Origin of the sequence: Bacillus sp. XF8, from assembly GCF_017498755.1 — a bacterium.
GTDB classification, from domain to species: domain Bacteria; phylum Bacillota; class Bacilli; order Bacillales; family Bacillaceae_G; genus Bacillus_A; species Bacillus_A bingmayongensis.
In genome coordinates this window covers 62,198-77,338 of the sequence record NZ_JAGDQK010000003.1, presented here as the reverse complement: position 1 = coordinate 77,338, position 15,141 = coordinate 62,198, and the positions used below count along the sequence as shown (strand labels likewise).

The window sequence follows — 15,141 nt, the reverse complement described above, 5'->3', positions numbered from 1 at the left end:
CAAGATGAAAGCCGTGTTTCTATCGGATAAAGGAAAAGTTCGTCAACATAATGAAGATAGTGCAGGAGTTTTTCATAATTTAGATGGAGATATTTTAGCGGTGGTAGCTGATGGAATGGGAGGTCATCGAGCGGGCGATGTTGCTAGCTCGATGGCCATTCAACTATTCCATGATTATTGGAAGCAAACGTATAATATGGATATACCAAAAAAGGCAGAAGAATGGCTACATACAAATGTTAAAATGATTAACGAGAGGGTATACGAATACTCGAAAAAGCATACAGAGTGCAATGGTATGGGAACTACTGTTATTGTTGCAATTTGTACAGCGGGATTTGTAACAATTGGACACATAGGAGATAGCCGGTGTTACATGTTATCAGATGGGGAGATTTCACTTATAACTGAAGACCATTCACTTGTAAATGAACTTGTCAGGTATGGTGAGATTTCAAAAGAGGATGCAGAGTATCATCCAAAAAAGAATGTGCTTTTACGAGCGCTTGGAACAGAAGAAAAAGTTGGATTAGATGTTAAAACATTAGTGTTAGAAGAAAATGATCAACTGCTTCTTTGCTCTGACGGATTATCAAATAAAGTTGCAATGGATGATATGCGAAAAATTTTGCAATTAAACGAACAACTCGAGACAAAGGGAGAGCATCTTGTTCAACTTGCGAATGATCGTGGTGGAGAAGATAATATTACCCTTGTTATTGTTGATTATGCGGATTCGGCAAACGAAAGTAGGTGAATTACAACGTGCTGATTGGAAAACGCCTAAACGACCGTTATAAGCTGCTGAAAATGATTGGTGGCGGAGGAATGGCCAATGTATATTTAGCTCATGATGATATACTAGGCCGGGATGTAGCGGTAAAAATACTACGACTCGATTATGCAAATAATGAAGAGTTTATTAAACGTTTCCATCGAGAAGCGCAATCTGTTACAACGTTGTCGCATCCAAATATTGTGAATATGTATGATGTTGGGGAAGAAGATGGAATTTATTATCTTGTCATGGAATATGTACCTGGACAAACATTAAAGCAATACATAGATCAGCGTGGGATGTTACCTATTGGGGAAGCTCTTGATATTATGGAGCAGTTAACATCTGCAATGGCACATGCTCATCATTTTGAAATTGTCCACCGAGATATAAAACCACATAACATCCTCATTCGAAATGATGGCGTTGTGAAAGTGACGGACTTTGGAATTGCGACAGCTACAAGTGCAACGACGATAACCCATACGAACTCAGTGCTCGGTTCTGTTCATTATTTGTCACCAGAACAAGCGCGTGGAGGGATAGCGAATAAACAATCGGATATTTATTCACTTGGCATTGTTATGTTTGAATTGTTAACAGGGCGACAACCATTTTCAGGGGAGTCCGCCGTTGCGATAGCTTTAAAACATTTACAAAATGAAACACCATCTCCAAAACGCTGGAATCCAGATATTCCGCAAAGTGTAGAAAATATTATTTTAAAAGCAACTGCAAAAGATCCGTTCCATCGATATCAGTCTGCTAATGCAATGAAAAGAGATATTGAAACAGCACTTTATCCAGAACGTATAAACGAACAACCATTTTATATACCTAAAGATATGGAAGCGACGAAGGCGATTCCAATTATTCAACAAGAACAATTATTTGGAAATGTAAGTGATGAAACAATTGTATTGAATGGAAGCAAAGCGGATGAACAGATAAAAAATGAAGAAATCAAACCAAATGTGGAAAAAAAGCGGAGTAACAAATGGTTGAAAGTATTAATTACAACATTTTTACTTTTAGCAATCGGTACAACGTTAGCGCTTACGGTAATTCCAGGATTCTTTATCCCAAAAGATGTGAAAATTCCTGATGTGTCTGGTATGAAGTATGAGACTGCTGTTAATGCTCTTGTTGAGAAAGGATTTGAAGTTGCTGAGCCAAACATTGTTTATACAGATGATGTTGAAGCTGGGCAAGTAATTAAAACAAGTCCGGCAGCAGGAAGGGTTGTAAAGGAAAGTTCTAAAATTACAATCTATCAATCCGGTGGGAAAAAAAAGAGTAAAATGAGCAATTTAATCGGAAAAGATTTTGATAGTTTGAAGGACGAATTGGAAGGAAAATATAAAATTATTGTTCCATCCTATATTGAAAGTGATAAACCAAAAGGTCAAATTCTAGACCAAAGTCCAGCGGCAGATCAAATGGTTGTGGAAGCGGAGCAAGACGTGAAAGTTTGGATAAGCAAGGGTCCTTATCAAATTAGACTTGGTGATTTTTCAGGGTGGACTGAAAATTATGTGAATAGCTATTTGAATGAAAATAAACTTGTCCCTAATATAAAAAGAGAGTATTCGGATACAGTTGAGAAAGGTTTGGTGGTCTCACAATCACCAAAACCAGGGACTCCGTTAAAAGAAGAAGATAAAGTAACGGTTACTATTTCGGATGGACCAAAGCCGAAAGTAACGAAGACTGTAAAAGTTGATAATATTTCGCTTCCGTATGAGTCTCCCGCAGAAGGTGAGAAAAAGCCACAAACAATTGAAATTTATAAAGAAGATATGCAGCAAAAAATGGATAAACCAATTGAAACCCGAACAATAACAGAATCTGCTACTATTTCTTTGGAATTTGTGATCCAAGAAGGAACAAAAGGTCATTACAAAATTGTTCGAGATGGAACGACAATTATTGATAAAGAAGTGCCATATCCAGCCCAGTAAAGGTGTGAATCCATTTGGTGGATTCCACCTTCTTTGTATGGAGGGTGGAATTTGTTGCTCTTGCCTGTTATGCTGGTAACGTAGCGGACGGCAAAAAGGGCAAGAAATTACGTTTTGAAATAGAAGGATAGCCATAAAAGTGAAGTCGAAATAAAGGATAATCTGAACTGATAGATAGTTAGTGTTATCCAGTATTCGCTGGCAGTACCCCGTCTCAAGGCTTTAAGGAAGGGATAAATGCAGGGAGAGGCTGATAACAATTTCACTTTATATAGAATAAAGGAGAATTATATGGCAGAAGGAAAAATTATAAAAGCTTTAAGTGGTTTTTATTATGTGCAGCATGAAGGCGGCATTACACAATGCCGTGGTCGTGGTGTATTCAGAAAAAATAAAATTACACCACTTGTAGGAGATCAAGTAGTTTTTCAAGCGGATAATCCGAATGAAGGCTATGTTTTAGAGGTTTTTGAGCGGAAGAATGAACTTGTTAGACCGCCAATTGCCAATGTTGATCAAGCAATCCTTGTTTTTTCAGCAGTTGAACCAGATTTTAACCCAGGATTATTAGATCGATTTCTAGTATTAATTGAATATCATAACATTAAACCAATTATTTGTATCAGTAAAATGGATTTAGTCGATGAAAAAGTGCGAGAAACTGTTGAATCTTATGCAAATGATTATCGTGAAATGGGATATGATGTATTATTTACTTCTATAAATACATCGGAAAGTATTGATATTTTAAAACCATTTTTAGAAGGCTGTGTCTCAGTGGTTGCAGGACAATCTGGTGTAGGGAAATCTTCCATGTTAAATGTATTACGACCAGATTTAGCGCTGAAAACAAACGATATTTCTTCACATTTAGGGCGTGGTAAGCATACGACAAGACACGTAGAATTAATTGAGGTTGGAAGTGGGCTTGTTGCAGATACACCTGGTTTTAGTTCCCTTGATTTTATTGATATAGAAGTAGAAGATCTTACACATTGTTTTCCAGAGTTGAAAGAAGAGAGTCAATATTGTAAATTTAGAGGGTGTACACATCTTTCTGAACCAAAATGTGCGGTGAAAGTTGCGGTTGAGGAAGAGAAGATTACCCAATATCGTTACGAACATTACAAACAATTCGTAGAAGAAATTAGAGAGAGAAAGCCGAGGTATTAGTCATGATTAAAATTGCACCATCGATTTTATCAGCAGATTTTTCAAGATTAGGGGAAGAAATTAAAGATGTAGAAAAAGGCGGAGCGGACTATATCCATGTTGATGTAATGGATGGACACTTTGTTCCGAACATTACAATTGGTCCGTTAATTGTAGAGGCAATTCGTCCAATTACATCATTGCCATTAGATGTACATTTAATGATTGAAAATCCTGATAACTATATCCCTACTTTTGCAAAAGCTGGAGCGGATATTATTACTGTTCATGTAGAGGCATGTCCACATTTACATCGTACAATTCAATTAATTAAATCACATGGTATCAAAGCTGGAGTTGTATTAAACCCACATACACCAGTTTCAATGATCGAACACGTATTGGAAGATGTTGATATGGTATTACTTATGACAGTAAATCCAGGATTTGGTGGACAGAAGTTTATTCATTCTGTATTATCGAAAATTAAACAAGTTGCGGAAATGGTCAAAGAGCGTAATTTACAAGTAGAAATCGAAGTTGACGGTGGTGTAAATGCTGAGACTGCGAGACTTTGTGTAGAAGCTGGAGCAAATGTCCTTGTAGCTGGATCAGCAGTATACAATCAAAAAGACCGCGGAGAGGCAATTCGCCTAATTCGTGGATAAGGAATAGATGTAAGAAAATTTTCATGACCTGTTAGAACGGGAAAAATGTGAAAAAGGCAATCTACCGACTGGCAGATTGCCTTTTTCTATAGAAGGGGAAGAAAAGATGATTATTCATATTTTAGCTGGAGGACCTGAGGAATACTGTGCTGATTTCTCTCTATATGAAAATGAGAAAGTGATATGGGCAGCGGTTGACCGTGGTGTATATCGTTTGTTGCAAAGAGGGATCGCGCCAACAGTTGCATTTGGTGATTATGACTCAGTTACAGATGAAGAATTAGCGTGGATGCAAAAACAGACAGAGGAGTTACATATTGTTCCGCGTGAAAAAGATCAAACGGATTTAGAAATCGCAATCCATTGGGCATTGGAGCAAAAACCGGATTTAATTCGTATTTTTGGTGCTACAGGTGGAAGGCTTGATCATGGATTAGCGAACATACAAATGCTTTTAAAAGGATTAGAAGCATATACTGAAATGTATATCGTTGACAATAAAAATGAAATCTCTGTAAAAAAAGTAGGTACATATATAATTGAAGAAAATGAACAATTTCCATACGTATCCTTTGTGCCTGTTACCGAAATTGTAAAAGGTATTACACTTCGTGGCTTTAAATATCCTCTTACTGATAAAACGATAGAATGGGGATCAACGCTTTGTATTAGTAATGAACTCATTGCGGAAAAAGGTACTTTTTCATTTACTTCTGGCATATTAATGGTGATAAGAAGCACTGATTGAAGAAACACTTTTGCTACTCGCATCATATAGTAAACAAGTGGAGTAATGGGGATTAGGAGGGAAACCATGAGATTTTATACAATTAAGTTACCTAAATTTCTTGGTGGAATTGTTCGCGCGGTGTTAAATACCTTTAAAAAGGACTAAAAAAGCACCATTAATGGTGCTTTTTTCATGAGGATAATAAAAAAAGAGCCTATTGGCTCTCTTTTTTATTATTAAACACGTTCGATTTTGCCAGATTTTAATGCTCTAGCAGAAACGTAAACACGTTGAACTTTACCGTCGATGCGTACGCGAACTTTTTGAAGGTTAGCGCCCCATTTACGTTTTGTAGCGTTCATTGCGTGAGAACGAGAGTTACCAGAACGAGCTTTTCTTCCAGTAATAGCACAAACACGAGCCATCTATATTTCCCTCCCTTAACTACCTTACCATACGTAATTTTTCAATGTTAGTCTTTTATGCGATGCTAAAAACACTACTATAATTTAACACAACTAAAAAGAGAATGCAACAGTGTATAAAAAAGAAATCAAGAAAAATTACTTGACACTAAAGGTCAGTAAAGAAAAGTAGAAATCAAGAAAAATTGCTTGACATATTATAGTGGTACATGTTGTATAATAACAATGGACTATTTTGCTCGTCATAGAAAAGTGTAATAATAAGCATAAAATATGAGGGCGAAAAGAAAGAACGATGGAATTTTCTTTAAAAAGATTATATGATAGTAATTAAAGTAGTCTAGCTCACTTTCACCATTTATGAAGGGGGAAAAGAGATGTCAATTGAAATTAAAACGAAGTACGGTCAAATTGATATTAGTACAGATGTAATTGCAACGATTGCTGGAGGTGCCGCGGTAGATTGCTACGGTATCGTTGGTATGGCTTCAAAAAATCAATTAAAAGATGGATTAACCGAAATTTTACGAAAAGAAAACTTCACTAGAGGCGTTATTGTTCGTAAAGACGAAGATGAAGTACATATTGATATGTATATTATTGTGAGTTATGGTACAAAAATTTCAGAGGTAGCACATAACGTCCAAACGAAAGTGAAATATACATTAGACCAAACGGTAGGACTAGCAGTAGATTCTGTAAACATCTACGTACAAGGAGTTAAAGTAATAAACTTGTAATGTGCATTAAGGAGGAAAATCTGTGTCAATTCAAAAAATTGATGGAAAACGTTTATCACAAATGATTATTCAAGGAGCGAATAATTTAACAAACAATGTTCAGCTTGTTGATGCATTAAACGTTTTTCCAGTTCCAGATGGCGATACCGGTACAAATATGAATTTATCAATGACTTCAGGTGCGCGTGAAGTAAAAGCAAACCCTTCACAGCATGCTGGTAAAGTCGGCGTAAGTTTAGCAAAAGGATTATTAATGGGAGCTCGTGGTAACTCAGGTGTTATTTTATCTCAGTTATTCCGTGGTTTCTCTAAATCCATCGAACAAAAAGAAGAATTAACAACAGTTGATTTTGCGGCAGCTTTAGAAGCTGGTGTAGAAACGGCGTATAAAGCGGTAATGAAGCCGATTGAAGGAACGATTTTAACAGTTGCAAGAGAAACGGGTAAATATGCAGTCACAGTTGCGAAAAAACAGCGCGACTTTGTTTTGTTTATGGAAGACGTTGTAAAAGAAGCGAATGCATCGTTAAATCGTACGCCAGATTTATTACCTGTATTAAAACAAGTTGGCGTTGTAGATAGCGGTGGTAAAGGTCTTGTTGTTGTATACGAAGGCTTTTTAGCTGATTTAAAGGGAGAAACAATTTCTTCTGAGTTACCTGTGCAACCATCTATGAATGAAATGGTACGTGCAGAACATCACCGTAGTGTACAAAGCCAATTGAGTACAGAAGACATTAAATACGGATATTGTACGGAATTTATGGTGAAATTAGAGTCTGAGAAAATGAAAGAACATAATTTCTCTGAACAAAAATTCCGTGAAGATATTAGTGTTTATGGAGATTCATTACTTGTTGTATCGGATGATGAAGTTGTAAAAGTTCATATTCATGCAGAACATCCTGGTGATGCGATGAACTACGGTCAACGTTATGGTAGTTTAATTAAAATTAAAGTAGAAAATATGCGTGAACAGCATACTGCTTTATTAGATGAGCCAGCACCGATGCACGAAGAAGTGAATGTGCCAAAAGAAAAGCAACCATACGGTATTGTAACTGTAGCGATGGGATCGGGTATTAAGAACTTATTCGAGAGCATTGGGGCAACTGAGGTTATCGAAGGTGGTCAAACGATGAATCCAAGTACGGAGGATATCGTAAAGGCAATCGAAGAGGCGAATGCTGAAAAAATCATTATTTTACCGAATAACGGTAATATTGTGATGGCGGCAGAGCAAGCTGCATCTGTTGTTGATCAAGAAGTGATTGTTGTTCGTTCAAAAACTGTTCCTCAAGGAATGGCTGCGATGTTGGCATTTAATCCGGCTGGAACGTTAGAAGAAAACGAAGAGAACATGAAAGAAGCACTAGCACATGTGAAAACAGGTCAAATTACGTATGCGGTTCGTGATACGGAAATTGACGGTGTAGCGATTCAAAAAAATGATTTCATGTGTATAGCAGATGGGAAAATTGTATCTACAAATGCTAAAAAAGTAGGTGCAGCGAAACAATTGCTAGAAAGCATGATCGATGAAGATTCTGAAATCGTAACGATCTTGCAAGGTGAAGATGCAACAGATGAAGAAGTGGCAGAGTTAGTTGCATTTGTAGAAGAGAAATTTGAAGATGTAGAGGTAGAAGTTCACCAAGGAAATCAACCTGTATATTCTTTCATATTCTCTGTAGAATAAGTTGAATCTCTTTTTCGCAGAGATGAACGGTTTTACTTGCTAATGAGCAAGAGCTAGCGGCAATATATTGTCAGCGGTTCTTTTTCAAAAGGCTAGCATAATGATGATAAAAAAGAGCCTTGCTGCTATAGTAAGGCTCTTTTCTTTCGTATATCTTTCTTCGGGTGAAGCATCATTTGCTCGTAATATTTTAAGTAAGCATTTAGGTTCATGGAAGGGAAGGGCCATTGTATAGGTGATAATGTATAAGGCTAGTTTCTTTTAGAATGCTTATGATAGAATAGAAAAGGCAAAAGAGAGCGATTAAGTTAGGACAGTAAATGTATAAAGTATATGGAATTATATATTCATATAGGTATGCAGATTATATTTGAGTAAAAATAAGAAAATGATGCGACGGAGCGTGAAAATCTTGAATGAAGTTGTGCAAGTTCCTGTGACGGATGTAAAGGGAATCGGGGAAGAGACATCTGAATTATTACATGAGATGGGGATTTATACAGTTTCTCATCTATTAGAGCATTTTCCGTACCGTTATGAAGACTATGCGATGAAAGATTTGGCAGAAGTGAAGCATGAAGAACGTGTAACAGTGGAAGGAAAGGTACATAGTGCTCCATTATTACAATATTATGGGAAGAAGAAATCGCGTCTTACTGTTCGCGTACTTGTTGGTCGTTATTTAATTACGGCTGTATGTTTTAATAGACCGTATTATAAGCAAAAATTAAAGCTTGATGAAACGGTGACGATTACTGGTAAATGGGATCAACATCGTCAAACGATTTCTGTATCCGAACTTCACTTTGGTCCAGTCGTACGTCAGCAAGAAGTGGAACCTGTGTATTCAGTAAAAGGGAAATTAACAGTAAAACAAATGCGTCGTTTTATTGCGCAAGCATTAAAAGAATACGGTAACTCTATAACTGAAGTATTGCCAGATGGTTTACTAAGCCGTTACAAGTTGTTGCCTCGATATGAAGCTCTTCGGGCATTGCATTTCCCAGTTGGTCAAGAAGATTTAAAACAGGCACGTCGCCGATTTGTATATGAAGAATTTTTCTTATTCCAGCTCAAAATGCAAGCGTTACGTAAAATGGAAAGAGAGAGTTCGAAGGGGACGAAAAAAGATATTTCAATGAAAGAATTAGAAGAGTTCACTGATGCGCTTCCATTCCCACTTACTGGTGCACAGCGCCGCGTTGTTTCTGAGATTATGAAAGATATGCAGTCTCCTTATCGAATGAATCGGTTATTACAAGGGGATGTTGGATCTGGGAAAACAGTCGTAGCTGCAATTGCTCTTTATGCAGCAAAACTTGCGCATTATCAAGGTGCGTTGATGGTACCTACAGAAATTTTAGCTGAGCAACATTATCAATCGCTAGCAGAGACGTTCTCGCATTTTAATATGAATGTGGAATTGTTAACGAGTTCAGTTAAAGGCGCACGTCGTCGTGAAGTTTTAGCGAAACTTGAACAGGGAGAAATAGATATTCTTGTTGGGACACATGCTTTAATTCAGGATGAGGTCATTTTCCATAGACTTGGACTTGTTATTACTGACGAACAACACCGTTTTGGTGTAGCGCAGCGCCGCGTTTTACGGGAGAAAGGTGAAAGTCCAGATGTGTTGTTTATGACAGCAACACCAATTCCTCGTACATTGGCGATTACTGCTTTTGGAGAGATGGATGTTTCTATTATTGATGAAATGCCGGCTGGGCGTAAAGTGATTGAAACGTATTGGGCAAAACATGACATGTTAGAGCGTGTCCTTGGCTTCGTGGAAAAGGAAGTGAAGAAGGGGAGACAAGCTTATGTAATTTGTCCACTTATTGAAGAATCTGAGAAGCTTGATGTGCAAAATGCAATTGATTTGCATAGTATGCTGATGCATCACTATCAAGGGAAGTTTCAGGTTGGGTTAATGCACGGACGTTTATCTTCTCAAGAAAAAGAAGATGTAATGGAGCAATTTAGTGAAAATAAAGTGCAAATTCTTGTTTCAACAACTGTAGTTGAGGTTGGTGTTAACGTGCCAAATGCAACAGTTATGGTAATTTATGATGCGGAGCGCTTTGGTTTATCGCAATTGCATCAGCTTCGAGGTCGTGTTGGCCGTGGAAGTGAGCAGTCATATTGCTTGTTAATCGCAGATCCGAAATCGGAAACTGGGAAAGAACGCATGCGCATTATGACGGAAACAAATGATGGATTTGTATTGTCGGAAAAAGATTTAGAGTTACGTGGTCCTGGAGATTTCTTTGGAAGTAAACAAAGTGGTCTACCAGAGTTTAAGGTAGCTGATATGGTACATGATTATCGAGCATTGGAAACAGCGAGACAAGATGCGGCCATACTGGTTGATTCAGAAGCGTTTTGGCATAACGAGCAGTATGCTGCACTCCGCGTATATCTTGAAGGGACAGGTGTGTTTCAAGGAGAAAAGCTCGATTAAAAATAGAATATGTAAACTTTTTGTTGCATTCTACTTTTAATGATTATATACTACTGTTAGTACCTAGTCATAAAAATGGATGGTGCGGTATGAAAAAGAGAAAAAGTAAGAAAGAAAGACAAGCGTTATTACAACAAACGATAGAAACGAATCCGTTTATAACGGATGAAGAGTTAGCAGAGCAGTTTCAAGTAAGTATACAAACAGTTCGCCTTGATCGGATGGAATTATCTATTCCAGAGTTAAGAGAGCGAATTAAACATGTAGCGACACGGCAGCATGAAGAAGATGTGAAATCTTTACCGTTAGAAGAGGTAGTTGGAGAAATTATTGATATAGAATTAGATAGACATGCAATTTCTATTTTTGAAGTGAAGATGGAGCATGTATTTAAAAGAAATCAAATTGCACGTGGGCATCATTTATTTGCTCAAGCAAACTCACTAGCTGTTGCAGTTATTGATGAAGAACTAGCTTTAACTGCAAAGTCTACCATTCGATATATTCGTCCTGTAAAATTAGGAGAACGTGTTGTTGCTAAAGCGCGCGTTGAAGATGTGGAGAATGATAAAGGTCGAACGGTTGTAAAAGTGCGTAGCTTTGTTGGCGAAGAACTTGTTTTTTCAGGCACTTTTGAAATGTATCGATCTAGTAATTATAGTGAGGAAGGTAACAATTTATGAAAATCGCAATAGATGCAATGGGCGGCGATCACGCTCCAAAAGCAGTTGTATTAGGAGCAATGAAAGCTATTAAGGAATATTCGGATTTACATATTACCCTAGTAGGGAAAGAAGAGGAAATTCGTCAGTATTTAACAAATGAAGAGCGTATTACTATACTTCATACAGACGAAATGATTGAAGCGACGGACGAGCCGGTAAGAGCTGTTCGCCGTAAAAAACAAGCTTCAATGGTACTTGCAGCACAACAAGTAAAGACAGGTGTAGCAGATGCTTGTATATCAGCGGGTAGTACAGGAGCTTTAATGGCCGCGGGATTGTTTGTGGTAGGACGAATGGAAGGGATTGAACGACCAGCTTTATCACCTACAATGCCAACTGTTGATGGAGGAGGCTTTGTTATGCTAGATGTTGGAGCAAATGTCGACGCAAAACCGATTCATTTATATCAATACGCGGTTATGGGTTCTGTTTACGCTGAAAAAGTAAGAGGGATTCAAAATCCACGCGTTGGGCTTTTAAATGTTGGTACAGAAGATGGAAAAGGAAACGACCTTTCAAAACAAGTATTTGCTATGTTAAAAGATGCGCCGATTAACTTTGTTGGAAACGTTGAATCAAGAGACTTACTGCAAGGCGTAGCGGATGTTGTTGTATGTGATGGTTTTACTGGGAATGTAGCATTAAAATCATTAGAAGGAACAGCACTTGCGTTGTTCTCTATGCTAAAAGAACAATTAATGAGTTCGTTTGCAAGTAAATTAGCAGCAGCAGTATTAAAACCGAAACTTATGAGATTAAAAGATAAAATGGATTATTCGGAGTATGGCGGAGCAGCATTATTTGGATTGAAAGCTCCTGTCATTAAGGCTCATGGTTCTTCTAATGCTCAATCGATATTCAGTGCGATTCGTCAAACGAGAGAAATGGTAGCGAAAGAAGTAATTCCTACAATTTCAAGTGTAATGGAGAAAGAGCCGCTCCGATAAGAGGAGGATTTGAAATGGGAAAATTAGCATTTCTTTTTCCGGGCCAAGGTTCACAGGCAGTTGGAATGGGTAGACAGTTAGCGGAGAATCATAAAAAGGTTGCAAAAGTGTTTCAAAAAGCGGATGAAGTTTTACAAGAGTCTCTTTCAGATGTGATTTTTGAAGGACCACAGGAAAAACTGACATTAACGACAAATGCACAGCCAGCATTGTTGACGACCAGCTTTGCGATTTTAACAGCTTTGAAAGAATATGATATTACACCAGACTACGTGGCAGGGCATAGTTTGGGTGAATATAGCGCGCTTGTAGCAGCTGGAGCATTGACATTTGAAGATGCTGTGTATGCTGTGAGAAAACGTGGTGAATATATGGAAGAAGCTGTGCCGGGTGGAGAAGGGGCAATGGCAGCTATTTTAGGAGCTGATCCGGATGTCCTGAAACAAGTTACAGAAGAAGTAACAAATGAAGGTTATGCTGTACAAATTGCTAATATGAATAGTACAAAGCAAATTGTCATTTCTGGAACGAAACAAGGAGTAGAATTGGCTTCTCAAAGAGTGAAAGAAAAAGGTGCAAAACGAGCGATTCCGCTCCGTGTGAGTGGTCCGTTCCATTCTTCATTAATGAAACCAGCAGCTGAAAAATTTCAAAATGTTTTAAATGAAATTACAATCCAAAATGCAAATGTTCCAGTTGTTGCAAACGTTACGGCAGACTGTATTACGCGTAGCGCAGAGATTAAAGAAAAGCTAATTGAACAACTCTATTCACCTGTTTTATGGTACCCATCGATTGAACGTATGGTAGAGCAAGGGGTAGACACGTTTATTGAAATTGGACCCGGAAAAGTGTTAGCTGGTCTTATGAAATCAATCGCTCCATCTGTGAAAGTATATGCGATATATGATGAAGAGACATTGAAAGATACCATTTCAAGTTTGAGAGGAGAAAGCGGATGTTAAAAGGGAAAGTAGCATTAGTAACAGGTGCATCACGCGGGATTGGTCGTGCAATTGCAATTGATTTAGCAAAGCAAGGTGCGACGGTTGTAGTAAACTACGCTGGTAATGAACAAAAAGCAAATGAAGTAGTCGATGAAATAAAAAAATTTGGCTCAGAAGCAATCGCGGTAAGAGCTGATGTTGCAAATGGTGAAGATGTTGCAAATATGGTAAAACAAACTGTTGACACATTTGGGCAAGTTGATATTCTTGTGAATAACGCAGGAGTAACGAGAGATAATTTATTAATGCGTATGAAAGAAGAAGAATGGGATACAGTTATTAATACAAACTTAAAAGGTGTATTCTTATGTACGAAAGCAGTATCTCGCTACATGATGCGTCAACGTCATGGTCGTATTATTAATATTGCTTCTGTTGTTGGTGTTACAGGAAATCCTGGTCAAGCGAATTACGTTGCTGCAAAAGCAGGTGTAATAGGATTGACGAAAACGTCTGCTAAAGAATTAGCTAGTAGAAATATAACTGTAAATGCCATCGCACCTGGATTTATTGCTACCGATATGACGGACGTATTGGCAGAAAATTTAAAAGAAGAAATGTTGAAATTGATCCCTGCTGCTAAGTTTGGAGAGGCGCAAGATATTGCGAATGCTGTAACATTTTTTGCTGCTGATCATAGCAAATATATTACAGGACAAACATTACATGTTGATGGCGGTATGGTAATGTAATAAAAGAAACGATTTCACCTAGTTTTTTTGTGAAATATTTAATATAATATTTGAGGGGAGGTGAATGAATTATGGCAGATGTTTTAGAGCGTGTAACGAAAATCATCGTGGATCGTTTAGGAGTAGAAGAAACAGAAGTAGTACCAGCTGCAAGCTTTAAAGAAGATTTAGGTGCAGACTCCCTAGATGTAGTTGAACTTGTAATGCAATTAGAAGATGAGTTTGAAATGGAAATTTCTGATGAAGAAGCAGAAAAAATTGCTACTGTTGGCGATGCTGTGACTTACATAGAGAGTCATCTATAATGTTTGAGTGAAGTCCCGTTTTATAGCGGGGCTTTCTCGGCTTATATCTGGAGGGACCTATGCCGTACCGAAAATATAGAGAAAAAAAATATGAAACAAAATATCGTGAAGCTTTTAAAACGTTTCAACAAAAAATAGGTATTACGTTTACAGACGAAAAATTATTGATTCAAGCATTTACGCATTCATCGTATGTGAATGAGCATCGAAAAAAGCCACATGAAGACAATGAACGTCTTGAATTTCTTGGAGACGCTGTATTGGAACTAACTGTATCACAGTATTTGTTTCAAAAATATCCGACAATGAGCGAAGGAGAACTAACAAAGTTGCGTGCAGCTGTTGTGTGTGAACCATCTCTTGTCCGTTTTGCGAATGAATTGTCATTTGGAAATCTAGTTCTATTAGGAAAAGGTGAAGAAATGACAGGCGGGCGTGAACGACCAGCTTTATTAGCGGATGTCTTTGAAGCGTTTATTGGTGCCCTTTATCTTGATCAAGGATTGGATACAGTTTGGGAATTCTTAAAAGAAATTGTATATCCAAAAATTAATGAAGGTGCTTTTTCTCATGTGATGGATTATAAGAGTCAATTACAAGAATTAATTCAGCGTGATGGTAGCGGTAACATTGAGTATCAAATTTTGCAAGAAAAAGGACCTGCTCACAATCGAGAATTTGTGTCACGTGTTACATTAAATGGCGTGGCTCTTGGTCTTGGTAGCGGTAAGTCGAAAAAAGAAGCAGAACAACAAGCTGCTGCAGAGGCGTTGAAAAAGTTAAAAGAACAATCATAAGGAATCCCCCTTTCAATGAGGGGGATTCCTTATGCATAGAATGAAACTTTATTT

General features: G+C 37.6%; 16 protein-coding genes. 15 read left to right on the top strand and 1 reads right to left on the bottom strand.

The genetic code is table 11. The features are described 5' to 3' along the window. Window positions 1-4: 4 nt before the first annotated feature. From J4P91_RS03595 to spoVM, 6 genes are all read left to right on the top strand, one after another. Window positions 5-757, top strand: coding sequence for a Stp1/IreP family PP2C-type Ser/Thr phosphatase (locus J4P91_RS03595; protein ID WP_207992982.1), 753 nt, complete (start codon window positions 5-7; stop codon window positions 755-757). Window positions 758-765: 8 nt separating this feature from the next. Further along, window positions 766-2,739 carry a Stk1 family PASTA domain-containing Ser/Thr kinase gene (gene pknB / locus J4P91_RS03590; protein ID WP_207992981.1) on the top strand — a complete coding sequence of 658 codons (1,974 nt, stop codon included), beginning with the start codon at window positions 766-768 and terminating at the stop codon, window positions 2,737-2,739. 291 nt (window positions 2,740-3,030) lie between these two features. After that, a complete protein-coding gene (gene rsgA, locus J4P91_RS03585) occupies window positions 3,031-3,912 on the top strand; it encodes a ribosome small subunit-dependent GTPase A (RefSeq protein ID WP_207992980.1) in 882 nt (293 codons plus the stop codon). A gap of 2 nt (window positions 3,913-3,914) precedes the next feature. Continuing rightward, window positions 3,915-4,559, top strand: coding sequence for a ribulose-phosphate 3-epimerase (gene rpe / locus J4P91_RS03580; protein ID WP_017151229.1), 645 nt, complete (start codon window positions 3,915-3,917; stop codon window positions 4,557-4,559). Window positions 4,560-4,665: 106 nt separating this feature from the next. Beyond that, entirely contained in the window at window positions 4,666-5,307 is a 642-nt protein-coding gene (locus J4P91_RS03575) for a thiamine diphosphokinase (RefSeq protein WP_207992979.1), read from the top strand. A 66-nt stretch (window positions 5,308-5,373) separates the two neighbouring features. After that, window positions 5,374-5,454, top strand: coding sequence for a stage V sporulation protein SpoVM (gene spoVM / locus J4P91_RS03570; protein ID WP_001213600.1), 81 nt, complete (start codon window positions 5,374-5,376; stop codon window positions 5,452-5,454). Window positions 5,455-5,525: 71 nt separating this feature from the next. Here spoVM and rpmB read toward each other — a convergent pair whose 3' ends face one another. Continuing rightward, window positions 5,526-5,714: a 50S ribosomal protein L28 gene (gene rpmB / locus J4P91_RS03565; protein ID WP_000124776.1), complete on the bottom strand. Its 189-nt coding sequence runs from the start codon at window positions 5,712-5,714 to the stop codon at window positions 5,526-5,528. A gap of 377 nt (window positions 5,715-6,091) precedes the next feature. Between rpmB and J4P91_RS03560 the strand changes: the two genes are divergently transcribed. The 9 genes from J4P91_RS03560 (at window position 6,092) to rncS (ending at window position 15,087) form a co-directional block, all read left to right on the top strand. After that, complete coding sequence (locus J4P91_RS03560; RefSeq protein WP_000021111.1) at window positions 6,092-6,454, top strand: Asp23/Gls24 family envelope stress response protein; 363 nt, start codon at window positions 6,092-6,094, stop codon at window positions 6,452-6,454. Window positions 6,455-6,476: 22 nt separating this feature from the next. Next, a complete protein-coding gene (locus tag J4P91_RS03555) occupies window positions 6,477-8,153 on the top strand; it encodes a DAK2 domain-containing protein (RefSeq protein WP_017151231.1) in 1,677 nt (558 codons plus the stop codon). 412 nt (window positions 8,154-8,565) lie between these two features. Continuing rightward, window positions 8,566-10,614: an ATP-dependent DNA helicase RecG gene (gene recG, locus J4P91_RS03550; protein WP_207992978.1), complete on the top strand. Its 2,049-nt coding sequence runs from the start codon at window positions 8,566-8,568 to the stop codon at window positions 10,612-10,614. 89 nt (window positions 10,615-10,703) lie between these two features. Continuing rightward, window positions 10,704-11,297: a transcription factor FapR gene (fapR, locus tag J4P91_RS03545; RefSeq protein WP_017151233.1), complete on the top strand. Its 594-nt coding sequence runs from the start codon at window positions 10,704-10,706 to the stop codon at window positions 11,295-11,297. Further along, on the top strand, window positions 11,294-12,286 hold the full coding sequence (gene plsX / locus J4P91_RS03540) for a phosphate acyltransferase PlsX (RefSeq protein WP_207992977.1): 993 nt from the start codon (window positions 11,294-11,296) through the stop codon (window positions 12,284-12,286). Before fapR ends, plsX begins: the two co-directional genes overlap by 4 nt. 14 nt (window positions 12,287-12,300) lie before the next feature. Next, on the top strand, window positions 12,301-13,251 hold the full coding sequence (gene fabD / locus J4P91_RS03535) for an ACP S-malonyltransferase (RefSeq protein WP_207992976.1): 951 nt from the start codon (window positions 12,301-12,303) through the stop codon (window positions 13,249-13,251). Then, window positions 13,245-13,985, top strand: a complete 741-nt coding sequence (gene fabG, locus J4P91_RS03530; protein WP_207992975.1) for a 3-oxoacyl-[acyl-carrier-protein] reductase — start codon at window positions 13,245-13,247, stop codon at window positions 13,983-13,985. The genes fabD and fabG overlap by 7 nt, the downstream gene beginning before the upstream one ends. A gap of 71 nt (window positions 13,986-14,056) precedes the next feature. Beyond that, the gene (acpP, locus tag J4P91_RS03525) at window positions 14,057-14,290 is read left to right on the top strand and encodes an acyl carrier protein (protein ID WP_000786063.1); all 234 of its coding nucleotides are present in this window, start codon (window positions 14,057-14,059) and stop codon (window positions 14,288-14,290) included. A gap of 59 nt (window positions 14,291-14,349) precedes the next feature. Further along, window positions 14,350-15,087 carry a ribonuclease III gene (gene rncS, locus J4P91_RS03520; protein WP_017151237.1) on the top strand — a complete coding sequence of 246 codons (738 nt, stop codon included), beginning with the start codon at window positions 14,350-14,352 and terminating at the stop codon, window positions 15,085-15,087. Window positions 15,088-15,141 lie beyond the last annotated feature (54 nt).